Source organism: Actinokineospora auranticolor (assembly GCF_041897805.1).
Taxonomy (GTDB): domain Bacteria; phylum Actinomycetota; class Actinomycetes; order Mycobacteriales; family Pseudonocardiaceae; genus Actinokineospora; species Actinokineospora auranticolor.
In genome coordinates, this window is sequence record NZ_CP154825.1 from 561,263 (window position 1) to 581,047 (window position 19,785).

The 19,785-nt window shown below is 70.1% G+C and carries 19 protein-coding genes and 1 pseudogene; 13 read left to right on the plus strand and 7 right to left on the minus strand.

The features are described 5' to 3' along the window. Window positions 1-6: 6 nt before the first annotated feature. The 10 genes and pseudogenes from V5P93_RS02810 to V5P93_RS02855 all read left to right on the plus strand — a co-directional run. Window positions 7-1,095, plus strand: a complete 1,089-nt coding sequence (locus V5P93_RS02810) for a VWA domain-containing protein (RefSeq protein WP_104477590.1) — start codon at window positions 7-9, stop codon at window positions 1,093-1,095. Continuing rightward, entirely contained in the window at window positions 1,088-2,200 is a 1,113-nt protein-coding gene (locus tag V5P93_RS02815) for an XdhC family protein (RefSeq protein ID WP_104477588.1), read from the plus strand. The genes V5P93_RS02810 and V5P93_RS02815 overlap by 8 nt, the downstream gene beginning before the upstream one ends. Window positions 2,201-2,344: 144 nt before the next feature. Then, window positions 2,345-2,860, plus strand: coding sequence for a (2Fe-2S)-binding protein (locus tag V5P93_RS02820; protein WP_104477586.1), 516 nt, complete (start codon window positions 2,345-2,347; stop codon window positions 2,858-2,860). Next, window positions 2,860-5,301 (plus strand): xanthine dehydrogenase family protein molybdopterin-binding subunit, encoded by a 2,442-nt coding sequence (locus V5P93_RS02825; protein ID WP_104477584.1) that lies wholly within the window; start codon window positions 2,860-2,862, stop codon window positions 5,299-5,301. The genes V5P93_RS02820 and V5P93_RS02825 overlap by 1 nt, the downstream gene beginning before the upstream one ends. After that, window positions 5,298-5,546 carry a hypothetical protein gene (locus V5P93_RS02830; protein ID WP_104477582.1) on the plus strand — a complete coding sequence of 83 codons (249 nt, stop codon included), beginning with the start codon at window positions 5,298-5,300 and terminating at the stop codon, window positions 5,544-5,546. Before V5P93_RS02825 ends, V5P93_RS02830 begins: the two co-directional genes overlap by 4 nt. Further along, on the plus strand, window positions 5,543-6,397 hold the full coding sequence (locus V5P93_RS02835; protein ID WP_104477580.1) for a xanthine dehydrogenase family protein subunit M: 855 nt from the start codon (window positions 5,543-5,545) through the stop codon (window positions 6,395-6,397). The genes V5P93_RS02830 and V5P93_RS02835 overlap by 4 nt, the downstream gene beginning before the upstream one ends. An 8-nt stretch (window positions 6,398-6,405) precedes the next feature. Beyond that, complete coding sequence (locus V5P93_RS02840) at window positions 6,406-7,272, plus strand: SRPBCC family protein (RefSeq protein WP_104477578.1); 867 nt, start codon at window positions 6,406-6,408, stop codon at window positions 7,270-7,272. A 104-nt stretch (window positions 7,273-7,376) separates the two neighbouring features. Then, complete coding sequence (locus tag V5P93_RS02845; RefSeq protein ID WP_104477838.1) at window positions 7,377-8,315, plus strand: ribose-phosphate diphosphokinase; 939 nt, start codon at window positions 7,377-7,379, stop codon at window positions 8,313-8,315. Continuing rightward, a complete protein-coding gene (locus V5P93_RS02850; protein ID WP_104477576.1) occupies window positions 8,312-9,502 on the plus strand; it encodes a CapA family protein in 1,191 nt (396 codons plus the stop codon). Before V5P93_RS02845 ends, V5P93_RS02850 begins: the two co-directional genes overlap by 4 nt. Window positions 9,503-9,816: 314 nt before the next feature. Beyond that, a pseudogene (locus tag V5P93_RS02855) lies at window positions 9,817-9,975 on the plus strand (IS30 family transposase); the annotation flags it as partial. Window positions 9,976-10,440: 465 nt separating this feature from the next. Here V5P93_RS02855 and V5P93_RS02860 read toward each other — a convergent pair. Continuing rightward, a complete protein-coding gene (locus V5P93_RS02860) occupies window positions 10,441-11,253 on the minus strand; it encodes a serine hydrolase (protein WP_104477572.1) in 813 nt (270 codons plus the stop codon). Window positions 11,254-11,286: 33 nt separating this feature from the next. On the opposite strand from V5P93_RS02860, the gene V5P93_RS02865 reads away from it, so the two are divergent. Next, on the plus strand, window positions 11,287-12,249 hold the full coding sequence (locus V5P93_RS02865; RefSeq protein ID WP_104477570.1) for an o-succinylbenzoate synthase: 963 nt from the start codon (window positions 11,287-11,289) through the stop codon (window positions 12,247-12,249). Between the two features lie 69 nt (window positions 12,250-12,318). On the opposite strand, the gene V5P93_RS02870 is transcribed toward V5P93_RS02865, so the two are convergent. Together V5P93_RS02870 and V5P93_RS02875 are read right to left on the minus strand one after the other, a co-directional pair. After that, entirely contained in the window at window positions 12,319-12,489 is a 171-nt protein-coding gene (locus V5P93_RS02870; RefSeq protein WP_181043341.1) for a hypothetical protein, read from the minus strand. A 37-nt stretch (window positions 12,490-12,526) separates the two neighbouring features. Then, the gene (locus tag V5P93_RS02875) at window positions 12,527-14,182 is read right to left on the minus strand and encodes a DNA repair helicase XPB (protein ID WP_104477568.1); all 1,656 of its coding nucleotides are present in this window, start codon (window positions 14,180-14,182) and stop codon (window positions 12,527-12,529) included. Between the two features lie 154 nt (window positions 14,183-14,336). Between V5P93_RS02875 and V5P93_RS02880 the strand changes: the two genes are divergently transcribed. Then, window positions 14,337-14,933, plus strand: a complete 597-nt coding sequence (locus V5P93_RS02880) for a hypothetical protein (RefSeq protein WP_146107938.1) — start codon at window positions 14,337-14,339, stop codon at window positions 14,931-14,933. Between the two features lie 165 nt (window positions 14,934-15,098). Next, window positions 15,099-15,785, plus strand: coding sequence for a hypothetical protein (locus tag V5P93_RS02885; protein ID WP_104477564.1), 687 nt, complete (start codon window positions 15,099-15,101; stop codon window positions 15,783-15,785). A gap of 78 nt (window positions 15,786-15,863) precedes the next feature. Here the strand turns inward: V5P93_RS02885 and V5P93_RS02890 are convergent, their stop codons facing one another. The 4 genes from V5P93_RS02890 to V5P93_RS02905 all read right to left on the minus strand — a co-directional run bounded on the left by V5P93_RS02890 (window position 15,864) and on the right by V5P93_RS02905 (window position 19,270). Next, window positions 15,864-16,631 (minus strand): ABC transporter ATP-binding protein, encoded by a 768-nt coding sequence (locus V5P93_RS02890; RefSeq protein WP_104477836.1) that lies wholly within the window; start codon window positions 16,629-16,631, stop codon window positions 15,864-15,866. A gap of 8 nt (window positions 16,632-16,639) precedes the next feature. Next, entirely contained in the window at window positions 16,640-17,422 is a 783-nt protein-coding gene (locus tag V5P93_RS02895) for an ABC transporter permease (RefSeq protein ID WP_104477562.1), read from the minus strand. Next, the gene (locus V5P93_RS02900; protein ID WP_181043349.1) at window positions 17,419-18,165 is read right to left on the minus strand and encodes an ABC transporter permease; all 747 of its coding nucleotides are present in this window, start codon (window positions 18,163-18,165) and stop codon (window positions 17,419-17,421) included. The genes V5P93_RS02895 and V5P93_RS02900 overlap by 4 nt, the downstream gene beginning before the upstream one ends. Before the next feature lie 79 nt (window positions 18,166-18,244). Beyond that, window positions 18,245-19,270: an ABC transporter substrate-binding protein gene (locus V5P93_RS02905; RefSeq protein ID WP_104477560.1), complete on the minus strand. Its 1,026-nt coding sequence runs from the start codon at window positions 19,268-19,270 to the stop codon at window positions 18,245-18,247. Between the last annotated feature and the right edge of the window lie 515 nt (window positions 19,271-19,785).

Below are 19,785 nucleotides of genomic sequence, written 5' to 3' on the forward strand. Positions count from 1 at the left end.
TGCGGCTTGGAGGATCCCCTGCCCGGGCTGGTCGGGTTCGCCGCCGCGGTGCGCGCGGCGGGGGTGGCTTGCGGCCCGGAGCGGGTCCACGCGTATCTCTCGGCGCTCGAGCTGCTTGACGTCGCCGAGGTCGGACAGGTGTACTGGGCGGGCCGCGTGGCGTTGTGCGCCGAGCCCGACGACCTGCCGAAGTACGACGCGGCCTTCCGCGCGTGGTTCGCCGGTGAGATCCCGCGCCAACCGCGCCCCGGTGGGCCTAATCGGCGCAAGAGGGCACATCTGGCCGCTCTTGCGTCCAACGGCGCTGGTGCGGGTGAGGCCAAGCAGGTGGACCGTCTGGCCAGCTCCACCGAGGTACTACGGCACCGCGACATCGCCGAACTGACCGAGGCCGAGCGCGCCCACCTCAGGGAGATGATCGCCCTGCTGCGCCCGGAGCCGCCCCAGCGGACCGGCCCGCGTTGGCGGCCGGACAGGCGCGGGCGGGTGGACGACCGGCGCGTGCTGCGGATCATGCGGGCCAGCGGCGGCGAGCCCGCCCGGCTGGTCCACAAGCGCCGTCGTCCCAGGCCACGGCGGGTGGTGCTGCTCATCGACGTCTCCGGGTCCATGCGCCCCTACGCCGACGCGCTGCTGCGGTTCGCGCATGCGGTGGCCCGCCGCGCGCCTGCCGAGGTCTTCACCCTGGGCACCAGGCTGACCAGGCTCACTCGCCAACTGCGGCAGCGCGACCCCGAACTCGCCTTGACCGCCGCTGCGCGCGCGGTACCCGACTTCGCGGGTGGTACCCGGTTGGGCGAGAGCGTGCGGGCGTTCCTCGACCGCTGGGGACAGCGCGGGGTCGCCCGACGCGCCGTAGTGGTGGTGTTCTCCGACGGGTGGGAGCGCGGCGACGTGACGTTGTTGGGCGACCAGATGGCCAGACTGGCGCGGTTGGCCCACCGCGTGTTCTGGGTCAATCCGCACGCGGGTTCACCGACGTACGAGCCCGTGCAGTCCGGTATCGCGGTGGCGCTACCGCACGTAGACCGGTTGCTCGCGGGCCACAGCGTGGCCACGCTCGATCTCCTGCTGCAAGAGGTGCGCCGTGCGTGACGTACTCGATGGACTCCTGCGCCACTACGACACCGGGGAACCCGCTGCGCTGGCCACCGTCGTGGCGACCTTCTCCTCCGCACCCCGCGCGCCAGGCGCGGCGATGGTGGTCGCGGCCGATGGGACCGTCGCGGGCAGTGTGTCCGGCGGGTGTGTCGAAGGCGCGGTCTACGAGGTGGGACGCGACGTGCTCGACACCGGTCGGCCGGTGCTCCAGCGCTACGGTGTCAGCGACGACGACGCCTTCGCGGTGGGCCTGACCTGCGGCGGGATCATCGACATCTACGTCGAGCGGGTCACCCGGGAGGCGTTCCCCGAGCTGAGCGCGCTGGCCACGTCGGTCCGGGACGAGGAACCGGTCGCACTGGCCACCGTCGTCTCCCACCCCGATGAGGCCAGGTTGGGTAAGAGGGTCGTGGTTTGGCCTGACCGAACGCTTGGCAGCACGGGGTCCGACCGCGTCGACGCGGCGATCATCGACGACGCGCGTGGGCTGCTGGCTTCCGGGCGCAGTGGGACAGTCACCTACGGCCCGGACGGCGAGCGGCGCGGTGAGGGCATGACGGTGTTCGTGAGCACCTTCGAGCCGCCGCCCCGGATGCTGGTCTTCGGCGCCATCGACTTCGCCGCCGCCATGGCGCGTATGGGCGCCTTCCTGGGTTACCGGGTCACGGTCTGCGACGCCCGACCGATCTTCGCGACCGCGAGCCGCTTCCCCAGCGCGCACGAGGTCGTCGTCGACTGGCCCCACCGCTACCTCGCGGCGGAACTGGTGGCAGGGCGCGTGGACGAGCGCACCGTCGTGACCGTGCTGACCCACGACCCCAAGTTCGACATCCCCGTGCTGGAGATCGCGCTACGCAGCGATCTCGGCTACATCGGCGCGATGGGGTCCCGGCGCACGCACGAGGACCGGCTGGCCCGGTTGCGCGCGGCGGGCGTCGGCCCGGTGGAACTGGCCCGGCTCGCCTCGCCCATCGGCCTCGACCTGGGAGCGCGCACGCCGGAGGAGACCGCCGTGTCGATCGCCGCCGAGATCATCGCCACCCGGTGGGGTGGTGGCGGGCGCCCGCTCTCCGTCCTCTCCGGACGGATCCACGGCTGATCTCGCAGCTCAGCGGGGTAGTGGTGGGTTCAAGATCGCGAGTTGTCCACAGGCGCCGGGGTGGGGGCTTGTGCGGATGCGCCGACCAGGGGCAGGCTCGTCTGTGAGCCCGATCACCCCGCTCCCACCCAGTCTGGAGGCCCGATGCGGATCACCGTCACGGTCGATGGAACGGCCTACACCGACGACGTCGAACCACGCCTGCTGCTCGTGCACTACCTGCGCGAGGTCGTCGGCAAGACGGGCACCGTCGTCGGGTGCGACACGAGCAACTGCGGGTCGTGCACCGTCCACCTCGACGGGCGCAGCGTGAAGTCCTGCTCGGTGCTGGCCGTGCAGGCCGACGGCCGCGAGGTCACCACGGTCGAGGGGCTGGCCAGGGACGGGGAGCTGCACCCGGTCCAGCGGGCGTTCCACGACAACCACGCGCTGCAGTGCGGGTTCTGCACCCCGGGGATGATCATGCAGGCGATCGATCTGCTGGCCGACGACCCCGACCCGGACGAGCGGGCCGTGCGGCACGGGCTCGAGGGCAACCTCTGCCGGTGCACGGGCTACCAGAACATCGTCCGCGCGGTCCGCGACGCGGCCCACCGGATGCGCCCCGGCGCGGGTCCGGAGGCCGAGCGGGTGGCGGGCCAGATGGTGGGTGGTGAGTGATGACCACGACCGCCGAACCCGAGGTCGGCCGCGCCCGGCTGCGCAAGGAGGACGCGCGGCTGGTCACCGGCCGCACCCGCTGGACCGACAACCTCACCCTGCCCGGCCTGCTGCACCTGGCGTTCCTGCGCAGCCCGGTCGCGCACGCGCGGATCACCGCCGTCGACACCGAGGAGGCCCGGCGGATGCCGGGGGTCATCGCGGTGTTCACCGGCCGCGACCTGGCCGCGGCCCAGGGCAGCCTGCCGTGCGCGTGGCCGATCACCCCCGACCAGAAGGCGCCGCCCGCGCCGCCGCTGGCCGTCGACCAGGTCAACTTCGCCGGTGAGGCGGTAGCGGTGGTCGTCGCGCGCGGGGCGGCGCAGGCCCAGGACGCGCTGGTCGGCATCGACGTCACCTACGCCGACCTGCCCGTCGTGCTCGACCTGGCGAGCGCCGCGGCCGACAGCGACCTCGTCCACCCCGACCTGGGCACGAACCGGTCCGCGCGCTGGGTGTTCGACTCCGCCGAGGCGGGCACGGGCGGCGACGTGGACGCGGCCATCGGCGCGGCCGAGGTGCTGATCGAGCGCACGTACCGCCAGCAGCGGCTCATCCCGGCCTTCATGGAACCCCGGTCGGTCGTGGTCGACCCGACCGGCGAGCAGCTGACCATGTGGTCGGCCACCCAGATCCCGCACATCCTGCGGCTCATGCTCGCCCTCACCACCGGCACACCGGAGCACAAGGTCCGCGTCATCGCCCCGGACGTCGGCGGCGGCTTCGGCGGCAAGCTCCAGGTCACCCCGGAGGAGGTGGTGGCCATGGTCGTCGCCCAGCGGATCGGCAAACCGGTGAAGTGGACCGAGACGCGGTCGGAGTCCCTGCTCTCCGCCCACCACGGCCGCGACCAGCTGCAGAAGCTCACCCTGGCCGCCCGGCGCGACGGCACGGTCACCGGGCTCAAGGTGGAGCTGCTCGCCGACATGGGCGCGTACCTGCGGCTGGTCACCCCCGGCGTGCCGATCCTGGGTGCCTTCATGTTCAACGCCATCTACAAGTTCCCGGCGTACCGGTTCGAGTGCACGAACGTGTTCACCACCAAGGTCCCGACAGATGCCTACCGTGGTGCGGGCAGGCCGGAGGCGACGTACGCCATCGAGCGGCTGATGGACGAACTCGCGGTCGAACTCGGTCGCGACCCGATCGAGGTGCGCGAGCAGAACTGGATCAAGCACGACGAGTTCCCGTTCACCACGGTCGCCGGGCTGGAGTACGACAGCGGCAACTACGAGGCCGCCACCGCCCGCGCCAAGGAACTCCTGGGTTACGACGCGCTGCGGGCCGAGCAACGCGAACGGCGTGCCCGGGGCGACGTCGTCCAGCTCGGCATCGGCACGTCGACGTTCACCGAGATGTGCGGGCTGGCACCGTCCCGCGTGCTCGGCGCGCTGTCCTACGGCGCGGGCGGTTGGGAGCACGCACAGATCCGGATGCTGCCCAGCGGCAAGGTCGAGGTGGTCACCGGCTCGTCCGCGCACGGCCAGGGCCACGAGACGGCGTGGAGCCAGATCGTCGCCGACCAACTGGGCGTGCCGTTCGAGGACGTCGAGGTACTGCACGGCGACACGCAGATCTCACCGCGCGGGCTGGACACGTACGGGTCGCGCTCGCTGACCGTCGGGGGCATGGCGGTGCTCAAGGCGGGGGAGAAGGTCATCAAGAAGGCCCGGCGGGTCGCCGCGCACCTGATGGAGTGCGCCGAGGACGACCTGGAGTTCGCGGGCGGGCGGTTCACCGTCCGGGGCACCGAGCGGTCGACCGGCATCACCGACGTGGCGCTGGCCGTGTTCGCCGCCCACGACCTGCCGGACGGCGTCGAACCCACCCTCGACTCCGAGGCCACCTTCGACCCGGACAACTTCTCCTTCCCGCACGGCACCCACCTGTGCGCGGTCGAGGTCGACACGGAGACCGGCTTCACCCGAATCCGCAAGTACGCCTGCGTCGACGACGTGGGCAAGGTGGTCAACCCGATCATCGTCGAGGGCCAGGTCCACGGTGGCCTGGCGCAGGGCATCGCCCAAGCGCTGTACGAGGAAGCCATCCACGACGAAAGCGGAACCCTGACCACGGGAACCCTGGCCGACTACCTGGTCCCCTCCGCCGCCGACCTCCCGCACTTCGACACCGACCGCACCGAAACCCCCTCCACCACAAACCAACTGGGCGCCAAGGGCGTCGGCGAAGCAGGCACGATCGCCTCCACCCCAGCCGTGGTCAACGCGATCGTCGACGCGGTCCGCCACCTGGGCGTCAACGACGTGGAAATGCCTTGCACCCCATACCGAGTCTGGGCCGCCATCAACGGCGCCAACCCAAGCACCCCATCCACCACACCGGCCCCCGGCGGCGGCCTGGGTTCCGTCACCCCGACCGAGCCCACCGGAGGTACGGCATGACCCCCACAGCGCTCGCCCGGCTCACCCCGTCCAACGTCCCAACCGAACTCCCACCGCTCGCCGTCACCTCCCGCTTGGGCACGATCCCCTCGGCGTTCGTCCACCCCACCCTCTCCATCGCCCCGGCCGAACTCCCACTGCTGGCCGCCGGTGGCGCTGTGCTCGACGCGGTCGCGAGCGCATCGCTCCCATGGGGAGGGCTTGGCTCCCGTCACACCATCGAATCCACCGGAGGTGCGGCGTGATCCCCGCGGCGTTCGACTACCTCGTACCCTCCACTGTGGACGAAGCGGTCCGGCTGCTGGCCGACGCGGGCGAGGAGGCCAAGATCATCGCGGGTGGGCAGAGCCTGATCCCGGTGCTGCGGCTGCGGCTGGCCGACCCGGGCAAGCTCATCGACCTGGGCCGCATCCCGGAGTTGCGCGGCATCCGCGACGACGGCGACGCCATCGTCATCGGCGCGATGACGACCCACTACGACGTCCAGCGAGATCCCCTCGTGCACGATCACGCCTCGCTACTACGACTCGCCACCGACACCGTTGCCGATCCGCAGGTGCGGCACCAGGGCACGCTCGGTGGCGCCGTCGTCCACGCCGATCCGGCGGGCGACCTGCTCGCCCCGGTCCTGGCGCTCGACGCGGAACTGGTGGTGTGCGGCATGGACGGTCGCCGGTCGGTGGCCGCCAAGGACTTCTTCGTCGACTACTTCACCACCGCCCTGCGCCCGGAGGAGATCCTGGTCGAGGTGCGCATCCCCAAGCACACCGGCTGGGGCGCCCACTACGAGAAGTTCAACCGCGTCGCCCAGGCCTGGTCGATCGTTGCCGTCGCCGCGACCGTCCGCGCGGAGAACGGCGTCATCACCGACGCCCGCGTCGCGCTGACCAACATGTCCTCGATCCCGGTCCGCGCCCACGCCGTCGAAGCCGCCCTGATCGGCGGCCCGGCCAGCCCCGGGGCCATCACCTCCGCCGCCGCCCACGCCGCCGAGGGAACCCGCCCGACCAGCGACACCAACGCCGACAGCACCTACCGCCAACACCTGGCCCGCGTCCTCACCTCGCGCGCCCTGACCGCCGCCGTCGGCGCGTAGGGGGAACCGTGGAACTCGAACACCGCTTCGCCGTCCCCGCCGACATCGACACCGTCTGGACCGCACTCCTCGACCCCGAACGCGTCGCCCCCTGCCTGCCGGGCACCACCCTCACCGGCGTCGACGGCCCCAGGTTCACCGGCACCGTCAAGGTCAAACTGGGCCCGATCTCCCTCCTCTACCGCGGCACCGGCGAGTTCACCGACCGCGACGACGGCAGCTACCGCCTGGTGATCAAGGCATCCGGAAAGGACGCCAAGGGCAACGGCACCGCCGCCGCCACCGTCACCCTGACCCTCACCGCCGACGGCCCGGACTCCACCACGGGAAACGTCGCCACGGACCTCACCATCACCGGCAAACCCGCCCAACTCGGCAGGGGACTGATCTCCGAGGTCGGCGCCCGACTCCTCGACACCTTCGCCACCAACCTCGCCGACACCCTCACCACCCCGGAACCGGCTGCCACTCCCTTACCCGATCAGCAACCCGAAGCCCCAGCCAACGACAAGGAGGACATACCGACCAGCTCCACCCCGGGCGACGGCCCACCGCCCGCGGGCGAACGGGACGAGCACACCCCGGCCGCTGCCGAGCCCGACCACCCCGCGGCGGAGACCGAGGGGCCGCCGGCTTCTGCCGACGATCAGCCACAGCCGAGTGCGGCGGACGACAGCACCCCGGCTGCCGGGCAGCCCGGTCAGGCCACGGGGGAGTCCGCCACCAAGGCGCCACCGCTGCGCGCGGTCACCCCGGAGGCCGAACCCATCGACCTCCTTGAATACGCGGGTGCCCCGGTCGGTCGGCGGTTGCTGCCGGTGGTGGTCGCCGTCGCTGTGGCGCTCCTCGTCCTCTTCTGGCGTCGGCGGAGGTGAGGTCACACGGTCGGTGAAGCCCTGATTCGGCTGGCCACTAGGGTTGGGTCGCAGCGATGCTGCGATGTCACGGCCCGGAGTTCGGTTCGAATCAGGGAGTGCTCGTGCGCGAGATCGCGTTGTTCGGCGGTAGTGCCCACCCGGAGCTCGCCGCGGAGATCTCGGCGCAGCTGGGGGTGCCGCTGCGCCCGGTGAAGGTGGAGCGGTTCGCCAACGACTGCATCGAGGTGCAGTTGCAGGCGAACTGCCGCGAGCGCGACGTCTTCCTCATCCAGCCGCTGGTGCAGCCGGTGCAGGAGAACCTGGTCGAGCTGCTGCTGATGCTCGACGCCGCCCGCGGCGCCTCGGCGGCCCGGACGACGGTCGTGCTGCCCCACTACGCCTACGCGCGGTCGGACAAGAAGGACGCGCCGCGGATCTCCATCGGGGCCCGGCTGGTGGCCGACCTGATGGTCGCCGCCGGTGCGAACCGGGTGCTGGCGATGACCCTGCACTCGCCGCAGGTGCACGGGTTCTTCAGCGTGCCCGTCGACCACCTGCACGCGCTGAGCGAGCTGGCCGGGCACTTCCGCAAGCTCGACCTGTCCAACACCACCGTCGTCTCGCCCGACCTCGGCAACGTCAAGGAAGCCGCCCGCTTCGCCCGCCTGCTCGGCGTCCCCGTCGCGGCCGGGGCCAAGCAGCGCTACGCCGACGACCGGGTCGCCATCTCGTCGGTGATCGGCGAGATCGACGGCCGCGACATCATCGTCCTCGACGACGAGATCGCCAAGGGCAGCACCGTCATCGAACTCTTGGCCCGCCTGCGCGAACACAACGTCCGCTCCGTCCGCGTCGCGTGCACGCACGGCCTCTTCGCCGCCGGGGCCCTCACCCGCATCGGCGCGCACCCGGAGGTCCTGGAGATCGTCTGCACCAACACGGTCCCCCTGCACGAGCGCTCCGACAAGCTCACCGTCCTCTCCATCGCCCCCGCACTGGCCGAAGCCGTCCGCCGCATCCACAACGGCGAATCCGTCAGCGCGCTCTTCGATGCCCAATGACCAAGCCCGCCACTGAGATCGCCGCTGTTCGACCGGCCGCGCGGTTCGCCGCCTGCCTCGCGACCGCCGCCGCGTTCCTCTCCGCCTGCACCGGGGACCCCACCGTCGGGCAGGTGCCCGACGAGCCGACCGGCACCACAGCCGCCACCGGCGGTTCGGTGCAGCCGTCGACGCCTACCGCCAAGCCCGGTACATTCACCCTCATCGCGGGCGGCGACGTCCTCATCCACCCCGCCCTCACCGAACAGGCCACCAAGGACGGCGGCGGTTCGCGGGACTACGGCCCGCTGCTCGCCGGGATCAAGCCCGCGCTGGACGCCGTCGACGTGGCCGTCTGCCACCTCGAGGTGCCGATCGCCGACAAGAGCGGGCCGTTCAAGGGGTACCCGCAGTTCAGCGCGCCGCCGGAGCTGGCGCCCGCGCTGGCCACGACCGGGTTCGACACCTGCTCCACCGCCTCCAACCACACCCTCGACCAGGGGCCGACCGGCGTCACCAACACCCTCGACGCACTCGACGCCGCGAAGATCACCCACACCGGCTCGGCGCGCAGCCAGCAGGAGGCCGCCACGCCCCTGATCCGCGACGTGGCCGGGGTCAAGGTCGGTTTCCTGTCCTACAGCTTCGGCTTCAACCAGGGCACCACCCGCCCGGCCGCCACCCCGTGGCTGGCCAACCTCCTCGCCCCCGACGCCGTGCTCGCGGCGGCGCGCAAGGCGAAGCAGGCGGGCGCGGAAGTCGTCGTCGCGAGCCTGCACTGGGGCATCGAGGGCCAGCACAACCCCAGCACCGACCAGCAGCGCATCGCCAAGCAGCTGCTGAACGACCCGTCGATCGACCTGATCATCGGCCACCACGCGCACGTCGTGCAGCCCTTCGAGAAGATCAACGGCAAGTGGGTCACCTACGGCCTCGGGAACCTCGTCGCCCGGCACGAAGAACCCAAGGGCGACACCGAGGAAGGCGCCCTGGCCCGCTTCCGGTTCACCAAGTCCCCCGCCGGCTGGACCGTCGACCGCGCCGAGTACCTCCCCACCCTCGTGGACCTCGGCCCACCCATCCGCCTCCGCGACCTGACCCACGACACAACCGTCGACCCCATCCGAAAAGCAGCCGCCCTCGAACGAACCGACGACGTCGTCCTCAGCCGCAAGGCAGGCGAAGCAGGCCTGACCCGCCCCACCTAAGCCGAACAAGATCAACCCCGCCGGAATCCCCCGTTTTCAACGCTACCGCGCGCCACCAACCAAGAGAATCCCTTGGCGGCGCGCTGTGGATGGCTCGGGCGCATGTGGACAACTCGACGAGACGAGCGTCCGGTGACCGGGAAAAGCCGGAAGGGCTTGACCTCAAGGGGTCGATGCGCCGGGCATGGGATGATCTTCGTGGATGAGTGATCGGAGATCGTGTGGTTGCGCTGCGGGCCATGATGTGCAAGGCCCTGCGGTCGGGCCGGGCGAAATAGGTGTCTCCGTCGGCGAAGCGGCCCAGGCGCGACCTGATCGTGGGCGTGGTCAACATCGGCGAGCGCCTGAAAGAGGCCGGCGACCGTGCCGTGCCTGGCTTCTGGGAGGGCGACCTCGTCCTTGGATCCGCTTGCGAATCCCAGATCCTGACCCTGGTGGAACGGCTGACGCGGTTCGTGATGCTGTTCCGGGTCCCGCACGACCGGTCCGCGGACCGGATCGCGAGTTCAACGGTCGCCCTCGACAGGCCCTGGATTGGGTACAAACCCGTCGAGAAGCTGAACGAACTGCTGGTCAAACACGGTGGCGCGACGACCTCTTGAGGTCAAGGGTCCCCCGTTGTCAACGCTACCGCCCGCCGTCAAGCAAGAGGAACCGTTGGCGGCGCGCTGTGGACAACTCGGGCGCATGTGGACAACTCGACGAGACAAGCGTCTAGTGATCGGGACAGGTCGGAGGATCCCCCGATTTCAACGCTACCTTCCTCGTTGGTCAGCGGGGAATACCTTGGTGTTTGTTGGTGGACAAGTCGGGGTCATGTGGATAACCGGCCAGGGACGCGGTGCGCCAATACGCTTGCGGTGCACTGGGATCGCGCCTCAGCGGGCTGGTGGTCTGTGGACAGGTAGCGGCTATGTGGATAGCCGGCCGGGCCTCGATCAGCGCGTGGCGAGGTCGTGCAGGATCGCGTCTGTGAAGGGGGGCCACGCCGCTATCGCCCAGTCGCCGAAGGGGCGGGTTGTCAGGGTGACGCAGGCGGCTTTTGCGGTCGGGTCCACCCAGAGGAAGGTGCCTGATTGGCCGAAGTGGCCGTAGGTTTCCGGCGAGCTGGTTTTTCCTGTCCAGTGTGGACTCTTGTGGTCGCGGATCTCGAAGCCCAGGCCCCAGTCGTTCGGTTTCTGCATGCCGTAGCCCGGCAGCACGCCGTTGAGGCCCGGGAAGGCGACGGTGGTCGCCGCCGCCAGCGTCTCCGGGGACACCAGGGTCGGGCGCTGCAACTCCGCGGCGAAGCGGGTCAGGTCGGCGCAGGTGGAGACGCCGCCCGCGCCTGCTGAGCCCGGTAGGGACGACGTGACCATGCCGAGCGGGTCGAAGACGGCTTCGGTCAGGTACGTGGCGAACGGGATGGACGTGGCCTCGGTGATCGTCTCGGCCAGGACCTCGAAACCCGCGTTCGAGTAGATCCGACGGGTACCCGGCTCCGCCTGCTGGGTCCGCGTGTCGAAGGCGAGGCCCGCGGTGTGGGCGATGAGGTGCCGGACGGTCGCGGGACCGGCCTGCTGGTCCCACTCCACCGCCCCCTCCTCCACCGCCACCAGCACCGCGTAGGCCGTCAGCAGCTTCGTCACCGACGCCAAGGGGAACTCCCGCCCCTGGTCGCCGACGCTGCCCACCACCACGCCGTCCGCCGTCACCACCGCGGCCGCCGCCGCGTCGACGGGCCACCGCCCCACCAAGTCCAGACCCTGCATGCCCCGACCCTATGAGAGGGTCGGTCTGCCACGATGCTCGGTGTGTTCGCCGAGCAGTCGCGGGTCTACGCGATCCCCATGCGCACCCGGTTCCGGGGTATCACCGTCCGCGAGGGACTGCTGCTCCGGGGGGACGCCGGGTGGGGTGAGTTCTGCCCGTTCCACGACTACTCCGATGCCGAGGCCGTGCCGTGGTTGGCCAGTGCGCGGGAGGCCGCTGAGCACGGGTGGCCCGAGCCGGTGCGCGACCGGGTGCCGGTGAACGCCACCATCCCCGTCGTCGACCCGCGGCGCGCCGGGGAGATCGCGGCCGCCTCCGGGTGCGCCACGGCCAAGGTCAAGGTCGCCGATCCCGGGGCCGACCTGGCCGACGACGTCGACCGGGTGGCCGCCGTGCGGGACGCGCTCGGGCCCGGCGGCAAGGTGCGGGTCGACGCGAACGGCGCGTGGGACGTCGACACCGCGGTGCGGGCCATCCGCGACCTCGACAAGGCGGCGAACGGTCTGGAGTACGTCGAGCAGCCCTGCCGCACGATCGAGGAACTCGCCGCCGTGCGCAGGCGGGTCGACGTGCCCATCGCCGCCGACGAGTCGATCCGGCGGGCCGAGGACCCGATGCGGGTCGCGGTCGCCGGGGCCGCCGACATCGCCGTGCTGAAGGTCGCGCCGCTGGGCGGGGTGCGCCGGGCGCTGGCGGTGGCGGAGGCCTGCGGGCTGCCGTGCGTGGTGTCGTCGGCGCTGGAGACCAGCGTCGGTTTGGCCGCGGGCGTGGCATTGGCCGCCGCCCTGCCGGAATTGGATTACGCCTGCGGTTTGGCGACTTTGTCCCTGTTGACCTCCGATGCCGTTTCGCGCCCTTTGCGCGCTATCGACGGATGGATTCCCGTTCTGCGCGAAGCGCCCGCGCCGGACACCTTGCGCGAAGCGGACGACGACACCCGGGATCTTTGGCTGTCCCGACTCGGGCGGGTTTCCGCCCTTGTTCGTCGATTTTAAAACGTGAGCAAGGCGCATTTTAGTGGCACCAGGGACTGGAGTGTCCCTGGTGGCCGGTGAGGCGCTGTACTAGCTGTTCAGTGCGCTGATTATCGGTTCAGCACGGTGTATGAACATGTCCTCTGAGTGGTAGTGCTCGAACTCGTAAGCGGCTCTGCGCGCCTCGATGATCGCCTGACGCACGCGGGCCATCGCGTCCTGAGTCGACTTCTGTTCCGGAATCGGCAGCGGTAGTGTCATGACGGCGTACCTTCCCCCGCCGCGACCGAATCAAACCTCAACCCGGGATTTGTGGCCCCAAAAGGTCATCGGCGTCGCAGATGCGGTACGCGTACCCCTGTTCGGCCAAAAACCGCTGACGGTGCGCGGCGTATTCCGTGTCCAGTGTGTCGCGGGCGACCACCGAGTAGAAATGCGCCTGCCGACCGTCCGCCTTCGGCCGCAGCAGCCGCCCGAGCCGCTGGGCCTCCTCCTGCCGCGACCCGAACGTGCCCGACACCTGCACCGCCACCGACGCCTCGGGCAGGTCGATCGAGAAGTTCGCGACCTTCGAGACCACCAGCGTGCGCAGCTCGCCCCGGCGGAACGCGTCGAACAGCTCCTCGCGCTCCTTGTTCTTCGTCGACCCCTGCACGACCGGCGCGTCCAGCTCGGCGCCCAACTCCTCCAACTGGTCCAGGTACGCGCCGATGACCAGCGCGGGCTCGTCCGGGTGCCGGTCGAGGATGGACCGCACCACCGGGATCTTGGTGTGCGCGGTGGAGCACAGCTTGTAGCGCACGTCCGCCTCGGCGGTCGCGTACTGGAGCCGCTCGTTCTCGGTGAGCGTCACCCGCACCTCGGTGCACTCCGCGGGCGCGATCCAGCCCTGCTGCTCGATGTCGCGCCACGGCACGTCGTAGCGCTTCGGCCCGATCAGGGAGAACACGTCGCCCTCCCGGCCGTCCTCGCGCACCAGGGTCGCGGTGAGGCCAAGCCTGCGGCGGGACTGCAGGTCGGCCGTCATCCGGAACACCGGGGCGGGCAGCAGGTGCACCTCGTCGTAGACCACCAGGCCCCAGTCGCGGGAGTCGAACAGCTCCAGGTGCCGGTACTCGCCCTTGGACTTGCGGGTGATCACCTGGTAGGTCGCGATGGTGACCGGGCGGACCTCCTTGCGCTCACCGGAGTACTCGCCGATCTCCTCCTCCGTCAGCGACGTCCTGGCGATCAGCTCCCGCTTCCACTGCCTGCCCGCCACGGTGTTGGTGACCAGGATCAGCGTCGTGGCCTGCGCGTGCGCCATCGCGGCCGCGCCGACCAGGGTCTTGCCCGCCCCGCAGGGCAGCACGACCACCCCCGAGCCGCCCGCCCAGAACGACTCGGCGGCCAGCCGCTGGTAGTCGCGCAGCTGCCAGCCGTCCTCGACCAGGGTGATCGGGTGCGCCTCGCCGTCGACGTAGCCCGCCAGGTCCTCCGCGGGCCAGCCCACCTTGAGCAGCACCTGCTTGAGCCGCCCGCGCTCGCTCGGGTGCACCACCACGGTGTCGGCGTCGATCCGCGCGCCCAGCATCGGGGTGATCTTCTTGTGCCGCAGCACCTCCTCCAGCACCGCGCGGTCGATGGAGGTCATCACCAGGCCGTGCGCCGGGTGGTTCTGCAGCGTGAGCCGCCCGAACCGGCCCATGGTGTCCACGATGTCGATCAGCAGCGGCTGCGGCACCGGGTAGCGCGAGTAGGTCGACAGGGCGTCCACGACCTGCTCGGCGTCGTGCCCGGCGGCCCGCGCGTTCCACAGCGCCAGCGGGGTCACCCGGTAGGTGTGCACGTGCTCGGGGGCCCGCTCCAGCTCGGCGAACGGCGCGATGGCGGTGCGCGCGGCGGCCGAGCTGGGGTGGTCGACCTCCAGCAACAGGGTCTTGTCGGACTGCACGATCAGCGGGCCGTCGGTCACTTGTCCCTCGCTCCTGCGCTCGGCTTGACTCGCAATTGTCGCAAATTCGGTAAGAGGCGTGCGCGGGCACAGTTCGGTAACCGACGGCCATCGGCGCCTACCGGCCCGCTACCGTCCACGGGCCCACACGCCAGCCGTCGACCCGGGGTAGCGCATGAGCCAGCCAGACGAACCCGAGGCCACTCCCGTAGTGGACGCCGAGCCGGTAGAGGCCACCGGTAAGGCCGAAGACCCTGTGCAGGCGGTGGACACCGAGGAGCCCAAGAAGCGCGGTCTGATGCCGTTGTGGGCCGTCGCGCTGACGGCGGTGCTCATCGTGGCGGGCTCGTTCGTGCTGTTCCGGTACGTCTTCAACGGCTCCTCCTCCGAGGCCTGCGCGTCGGTCACCGGGGTGGGCGACGCGGCCAAGGTCGAGTTCGTCGACTGCGACGACGACAACGCCACCTTCCAGGTCGCCACCCGCAAGCCCGCGAACACCCCGGGCTGCCCCGAGGGTGCCTACCGGGAGATCCCCCGCCCCGACGAGCTGCTCTGCCTGGTGCCCAACTTCGTCGCGGGCAACTGCTACGTGCCCGACGACCCGAACCAGGCGTTCCGGGTCGGTCGGTGCGAGGACGCCCTGGCCATCCGCATCGTCAAGGTTGTCGAGGGCACCTCCGATGCCTCCGCCGTCTGCCCCGAGGGCAACGGGCTCGGCTACCCGGAGCCACCGACGGCGGTGTGCGTCTCGACTCCGATCGCCGGACGCTAGTCCGGTTCGGTCATAGTTCTCACACACCGTGATGGGAACTATCTGGTCAAAACGCTGGTCCGCCGTTCGAGTGAACCGCTACTGTGCGTCCGCCACACCGCTCGAGGTTCGCACTGGGGGCCGGTGTCGCACTACTTCCGGTAAGAACCAGCAAGAGGTGTCAGCATGTCCAACCCGCAGCAGCCGGGTCAGTTCAACGCGCCCCAGGGTGGCCCGCAGGGCGCTCCCCTTCCCCCGCCGCAGGGCGCCCCGGTGCCGCCGCCGTACCAGCCGCAGGCCGGTGGCACCCCGCCGCAGGGTTTCCCGCCCGCCCCCGGCGCTGTCCCCCCGCCGCCCGCCAAACGCGGCGGCGGCAAGCTGGTCCGCATCATCGTCGCCATCGTGGTCGCCCTCGCGGGTATCGGCTTCGCCGCCTACCGCGCGATGGACGACGTGGACACCGCGGAGGCCGGGGACTGCATCCAGCTCAAGAGCATGGACTCGTCCAACAACGTCGATCTCGACAAGATCGACTGCGGCAGTCCGGATGCCTCCTACAAGGTCGGCAAGAAGCTCGATGGCAGCGGTGCCAAGTGTCCCGAGGGTGACTACGACGAGTTCTACAAGTCCGGCAGCAGCGGCTACAAGGTCTGCGTCTACTACAACGCCGCCAAGGGCGACTGCTTGACGGACCTGAAGACCAAGCCGCACAAGGTCGCCTGCACCGCGGCCCACGAGGCCGAGGTCGTCGAGGTCGTGCAGGGCAAGAGCGCGGCGGGCACCTGTGCCGCCACCCTCCCCGAAGACGACGCGGTGGCCGAGCAGAACTTCTCCGAGCCCCCCTTGACGATGTGCTTCCACGCCAAGGCGTGATCTGACGATCGAGGGGCCCACCGGATTCCGGTGGGCCCCTCGATCGTTCCTCTACGTGTCAATCGGACATTTCCGTCCTTATCGGACGCGGGCGGGTGCGCTCGTCAGCAGACCGGCCACCCTGGCCCGCAGGTCCACGAAGGCGTCGCTGGACCGCGTGGTGATCTGGTCCCGGTGCTGTCCCAACGGGACGTCCAAGTCCGCCACTACGGTCGCGGGCGACTTCGACAGCACGAGCACCCGGTCACCCAGGTACACGCTCTCGTCGATGTCGTGGGTGACCAGCAGCACCGTCGTGTCCTGCTCACGGCGCACACGCAGCAGCAGGTCCTCCAACTCGAACCTGGTCTGCGCGTCCACCGACGCGAACGGCTCGTCCATCAGCAGCAGCGACGGCCGGTAGGCCAGCGCGCGCGCAATCGCCACCCGCTGCTGCATACCGCCCGAGAGCTGCCACGGGTACTTGCGACCCGCCCCGTCGAGACCCACCGCCGCCAACGCCTCCGCCGCACGCGTAGTGCGGTTTCTGCGCGTCAGCTTCCGCAGCGGGAACTCCACGTTCTTGGTCACCGACAACCACGGGAACAACGAGCGGCTGTAGTCCTGGAACACCACGGACAGGTCCGACGGCACCCCGTCGACCGGGTTGCCGTGCAGGCTCACCGACCCGCGGGTGGGCTTGATGAGCCCCGAGATGGTGCGCAGCAGCGTCGACTTACCGCAGCCCGACGGTCCCACTACGCACACCAGCTCGCCCGGGTCCACGGTGAACTCGAGCCCGTCGATCGCGGTGTGCGTGCCGTCCTTGCCGCGGTAGGTGTGGCCGAGGCCGCGCACCTCCAACATCTTCATCGCTAGCCTCCGGTGGCCAGTGCCCGCGCCTCGAGCGAGTGCCGCGGCTGCCACGCCAGCGCACGCCGCTCCAGCAGCAGGAGCAGGGAGTTGAACAGGTAGCCCAGCACGCCGAGCAGCACGATCCAGGCCCACATGCCGGGTGCGTCGTAGTTGTCCTTGGCCAGTGCGAGCTGGTAGCCGATGCCGTTGAGCGAGCCGACCAGCTCGGAGATGACCATCAGGATCAGCGACATCGACAGGCTCAGCCGCAGACCCGCGAACACCTTGGGCAGCGCGGACGGCAGCACGACCCCGAGGAGCCACTGCGCCCGCGACAGCTTGAACACCCGGGCGGTGTCCACCTTGGTCGAGTCCACCCCGCGCGCGCCGTCGACCGTGTTGAGCAGCACCGGCCACACCGCGCCGAAGATGATCACCGGCAGCTGCATCCGGGTGATCCCCACGGTGGCGGCGAAGAACGGCACCAGCAGCGGCGGCGGGATCGAGCGCAGGAAGTTGAACACCGGACCCAGCGCCAGCCGGGCGGTGTTCGACCGGCCGAGCAGGACACCCAGCACGACCCCGATCACCGCCGCGACCGCCCAGCCCAGCAGCAACCTGCCGATCCCGGGGACGATGTCCTCGGTGAGGCTGTCGGAGGACCACAGCCGCACCGCGGCCTCGGCGATGGTCGACGGCGGCGAGAAGTACGGGTGCGCCGCGGCCCGGGTCAGCAGTTCCCAGACCACGACCGCGACGGCGAAGACGATCCACCGGTGGGCGAAGCGCAGCAGGCGGTTCACCGCTCACCACCCCGCGGCAGGCTCCAGGCGAACAGCCTGCGGTGCAGCCACTCCAGACCGAAGTTGGCACCGAGGCCGACCAGGCCCGCGATGACCGTGCCCGCGAGCACGTCGTCCATGTTGAGCCCGCCCGCGCTGGCCTCCAGCACGAACTGCCCGATGCCGACGGTGCCGCCGGAGAACAGCTCCGTGCTGACCACCACCGCCAGCGCGATGGCGAACGAGAGCCGCACGCCGGTGAACACGAAGGGCGCCGCGCTGGGCAGCGCCACCCGCCGCAGCACCCCGAACCCGCCGGTCCCGAAGGCCCGCGCGGTCTCGGTGTGCAGCGGATCGATCTCGTCGAGGGCGTACATGGTGTTGAACAGGATCGGCCACAGCGCGCCGAACACCGCCAGCACGATCTTGGTGTCCGGGCCGGTGCCGATGGTCACCACGGCCAGCGGGATCAGCGCCACCGACGGGATCGGCCGGAGGAACTCGACCAGGGTCATGACCGCGTGCCGCACCGGCGGCACGCTGCCGAGCACCAGCCCGGCGGGCACCGCGACCGCGATCGCGATGCCGAGGGCGATCAGGGTGGCCAGGACGGTGGCCACCAGCGCCCGTTGGAATCCGGTCTCACCGAGCAGGGTGACCACCCTGGGCAGCACGGCGCTCGGTGGACGCAGGTAGTAGCCCGGAACCAGATCGGTCCGGCTGGCGACTTCCCACACGGCGAAGAAGCAGGCCAGACCGATCAGGCTCACCGCGGCTCGTCGAGGAGCTGCGCTCACAGTCTTGTACGGCTCCCGGGGCGGCCCCGGGAGCCCGCCTCCAGACCTACTTGTTGGTGGCCGGGCTCAGGATCATGGCGGACACGTCGAGCTTGCCCTTGATCACGTCGAACTCCTGCATCAGGTTCGCCACGCGCTGGATGCGGTTGGCCTCCAGCGAGGTCGAGTAGGTGGCCACGGTGACCAGCTTCGCGGTCTCCTGGTCGACCTTGGCGTACTTGACGAACATGGGCTCGATCTTCGACCGGTCGGTGGCCTCGGACTGCGCCTTGGTCAGCGCGCGCTGGAAGGCGGCGATGGTCTTCGGGTTGGCGTTGGTGAACTTGCTCACCGCGACGTAGCCCGACATCGGCATCTCGGCGGTGGGGCCGGACGCGCCGTCGAAGACCGGCACGGCGCCGACCTTCTTCATCGCGGTGGTCACCCACGGCTCGACGACCACGGCGCCGTCGACGGTGTGGTTCTGCATCGCCGGGATCATGTCGGGGAAGCTCATCGGCACGAACTGCACCTGCGAGTAGTCCACGCCCTCGGTCTTGAGGATCGACATCGGCGCGAGGTCGGTCATGGTGTTGCGCTGGGTGATGGCGATCTTCTTGCCGGGCGCGTCGGTCGCCTTCTTCAGCGGCGAGTCCGGCAGCGCGACCACGACGATGTGGCCCTGCTTCGCGGTGAGCGCGTCCGCGACGATCTTGAAATCAACGGTCTTGGTGCTCTGCGCGAGCAGCGGCGCCGGGTACGAGGCGAACGCGATGTCGATGTCGCCGCCGGTGGCGCCGTCGATCGACGCCTTGCCGCTGGCGACCACGACGGGCTCGACCTCGAGCCCCTCCTTGGCGAAGTAGCCCTGCTCCAGGGCGTAGTAGAACGGTGCGACATCGACGACCGGAAGGACGCCGACCCGGATCTTCGACTTCTCCACAGCGCCACCGGTGTTCTGCGTGCCGGTGGAGCCCGCGTCGTCGCCGCCGAGCAGCCCGCATCCGCTCAGCGAGGCGAGCAGGGACGCGGTGAGCAGGGCGATCGGCAGACGGAGCCGGGCGATCCGTCTGGTGGCAACGCTTCGAAGCATTAGCTGACTCTCCTCGTAGGAGGTGGGTTTTGTCGAGGTGCTAGCTGTAGCCCTGCGGCACACGCCGGACGCACTCTAGAGACAGTCGGGTGCGTGTCACAATGAGTGTGCGCAAGATGCCATGCGGTGAACTCTCTCACTGAATCGGGTAACGCCGTTGACCCAACCGGGCGAACCTTGCCGTGCCCCTGACCAGGGGTTACGTTCCGTAGTGGGGCGTCTAGGCTGATAGTGATTGGTCATCCATATGGGCGAAGGTAGGCATGGAGAAATCCACCACTACATCACGCCGAGAAAATGTTGTCGGGCCTAACTAACGGACACTGGCTGTGATGATGCCCTGGAAGGGTTACATCGTGACCGTGAGTTCGCTACCTTCTGTGCCCACAGTGCAGGCACTCACCTCTTAGTGGTGGCGAGGGGAGCGGTCGTCGTGCTCGCGAGTAACGTTGGGCCGTCCCGGTCCGACATCTTGCGGCGGCCGCTACTGCCCCGAGTGGCCCGCGAGGGTCGGT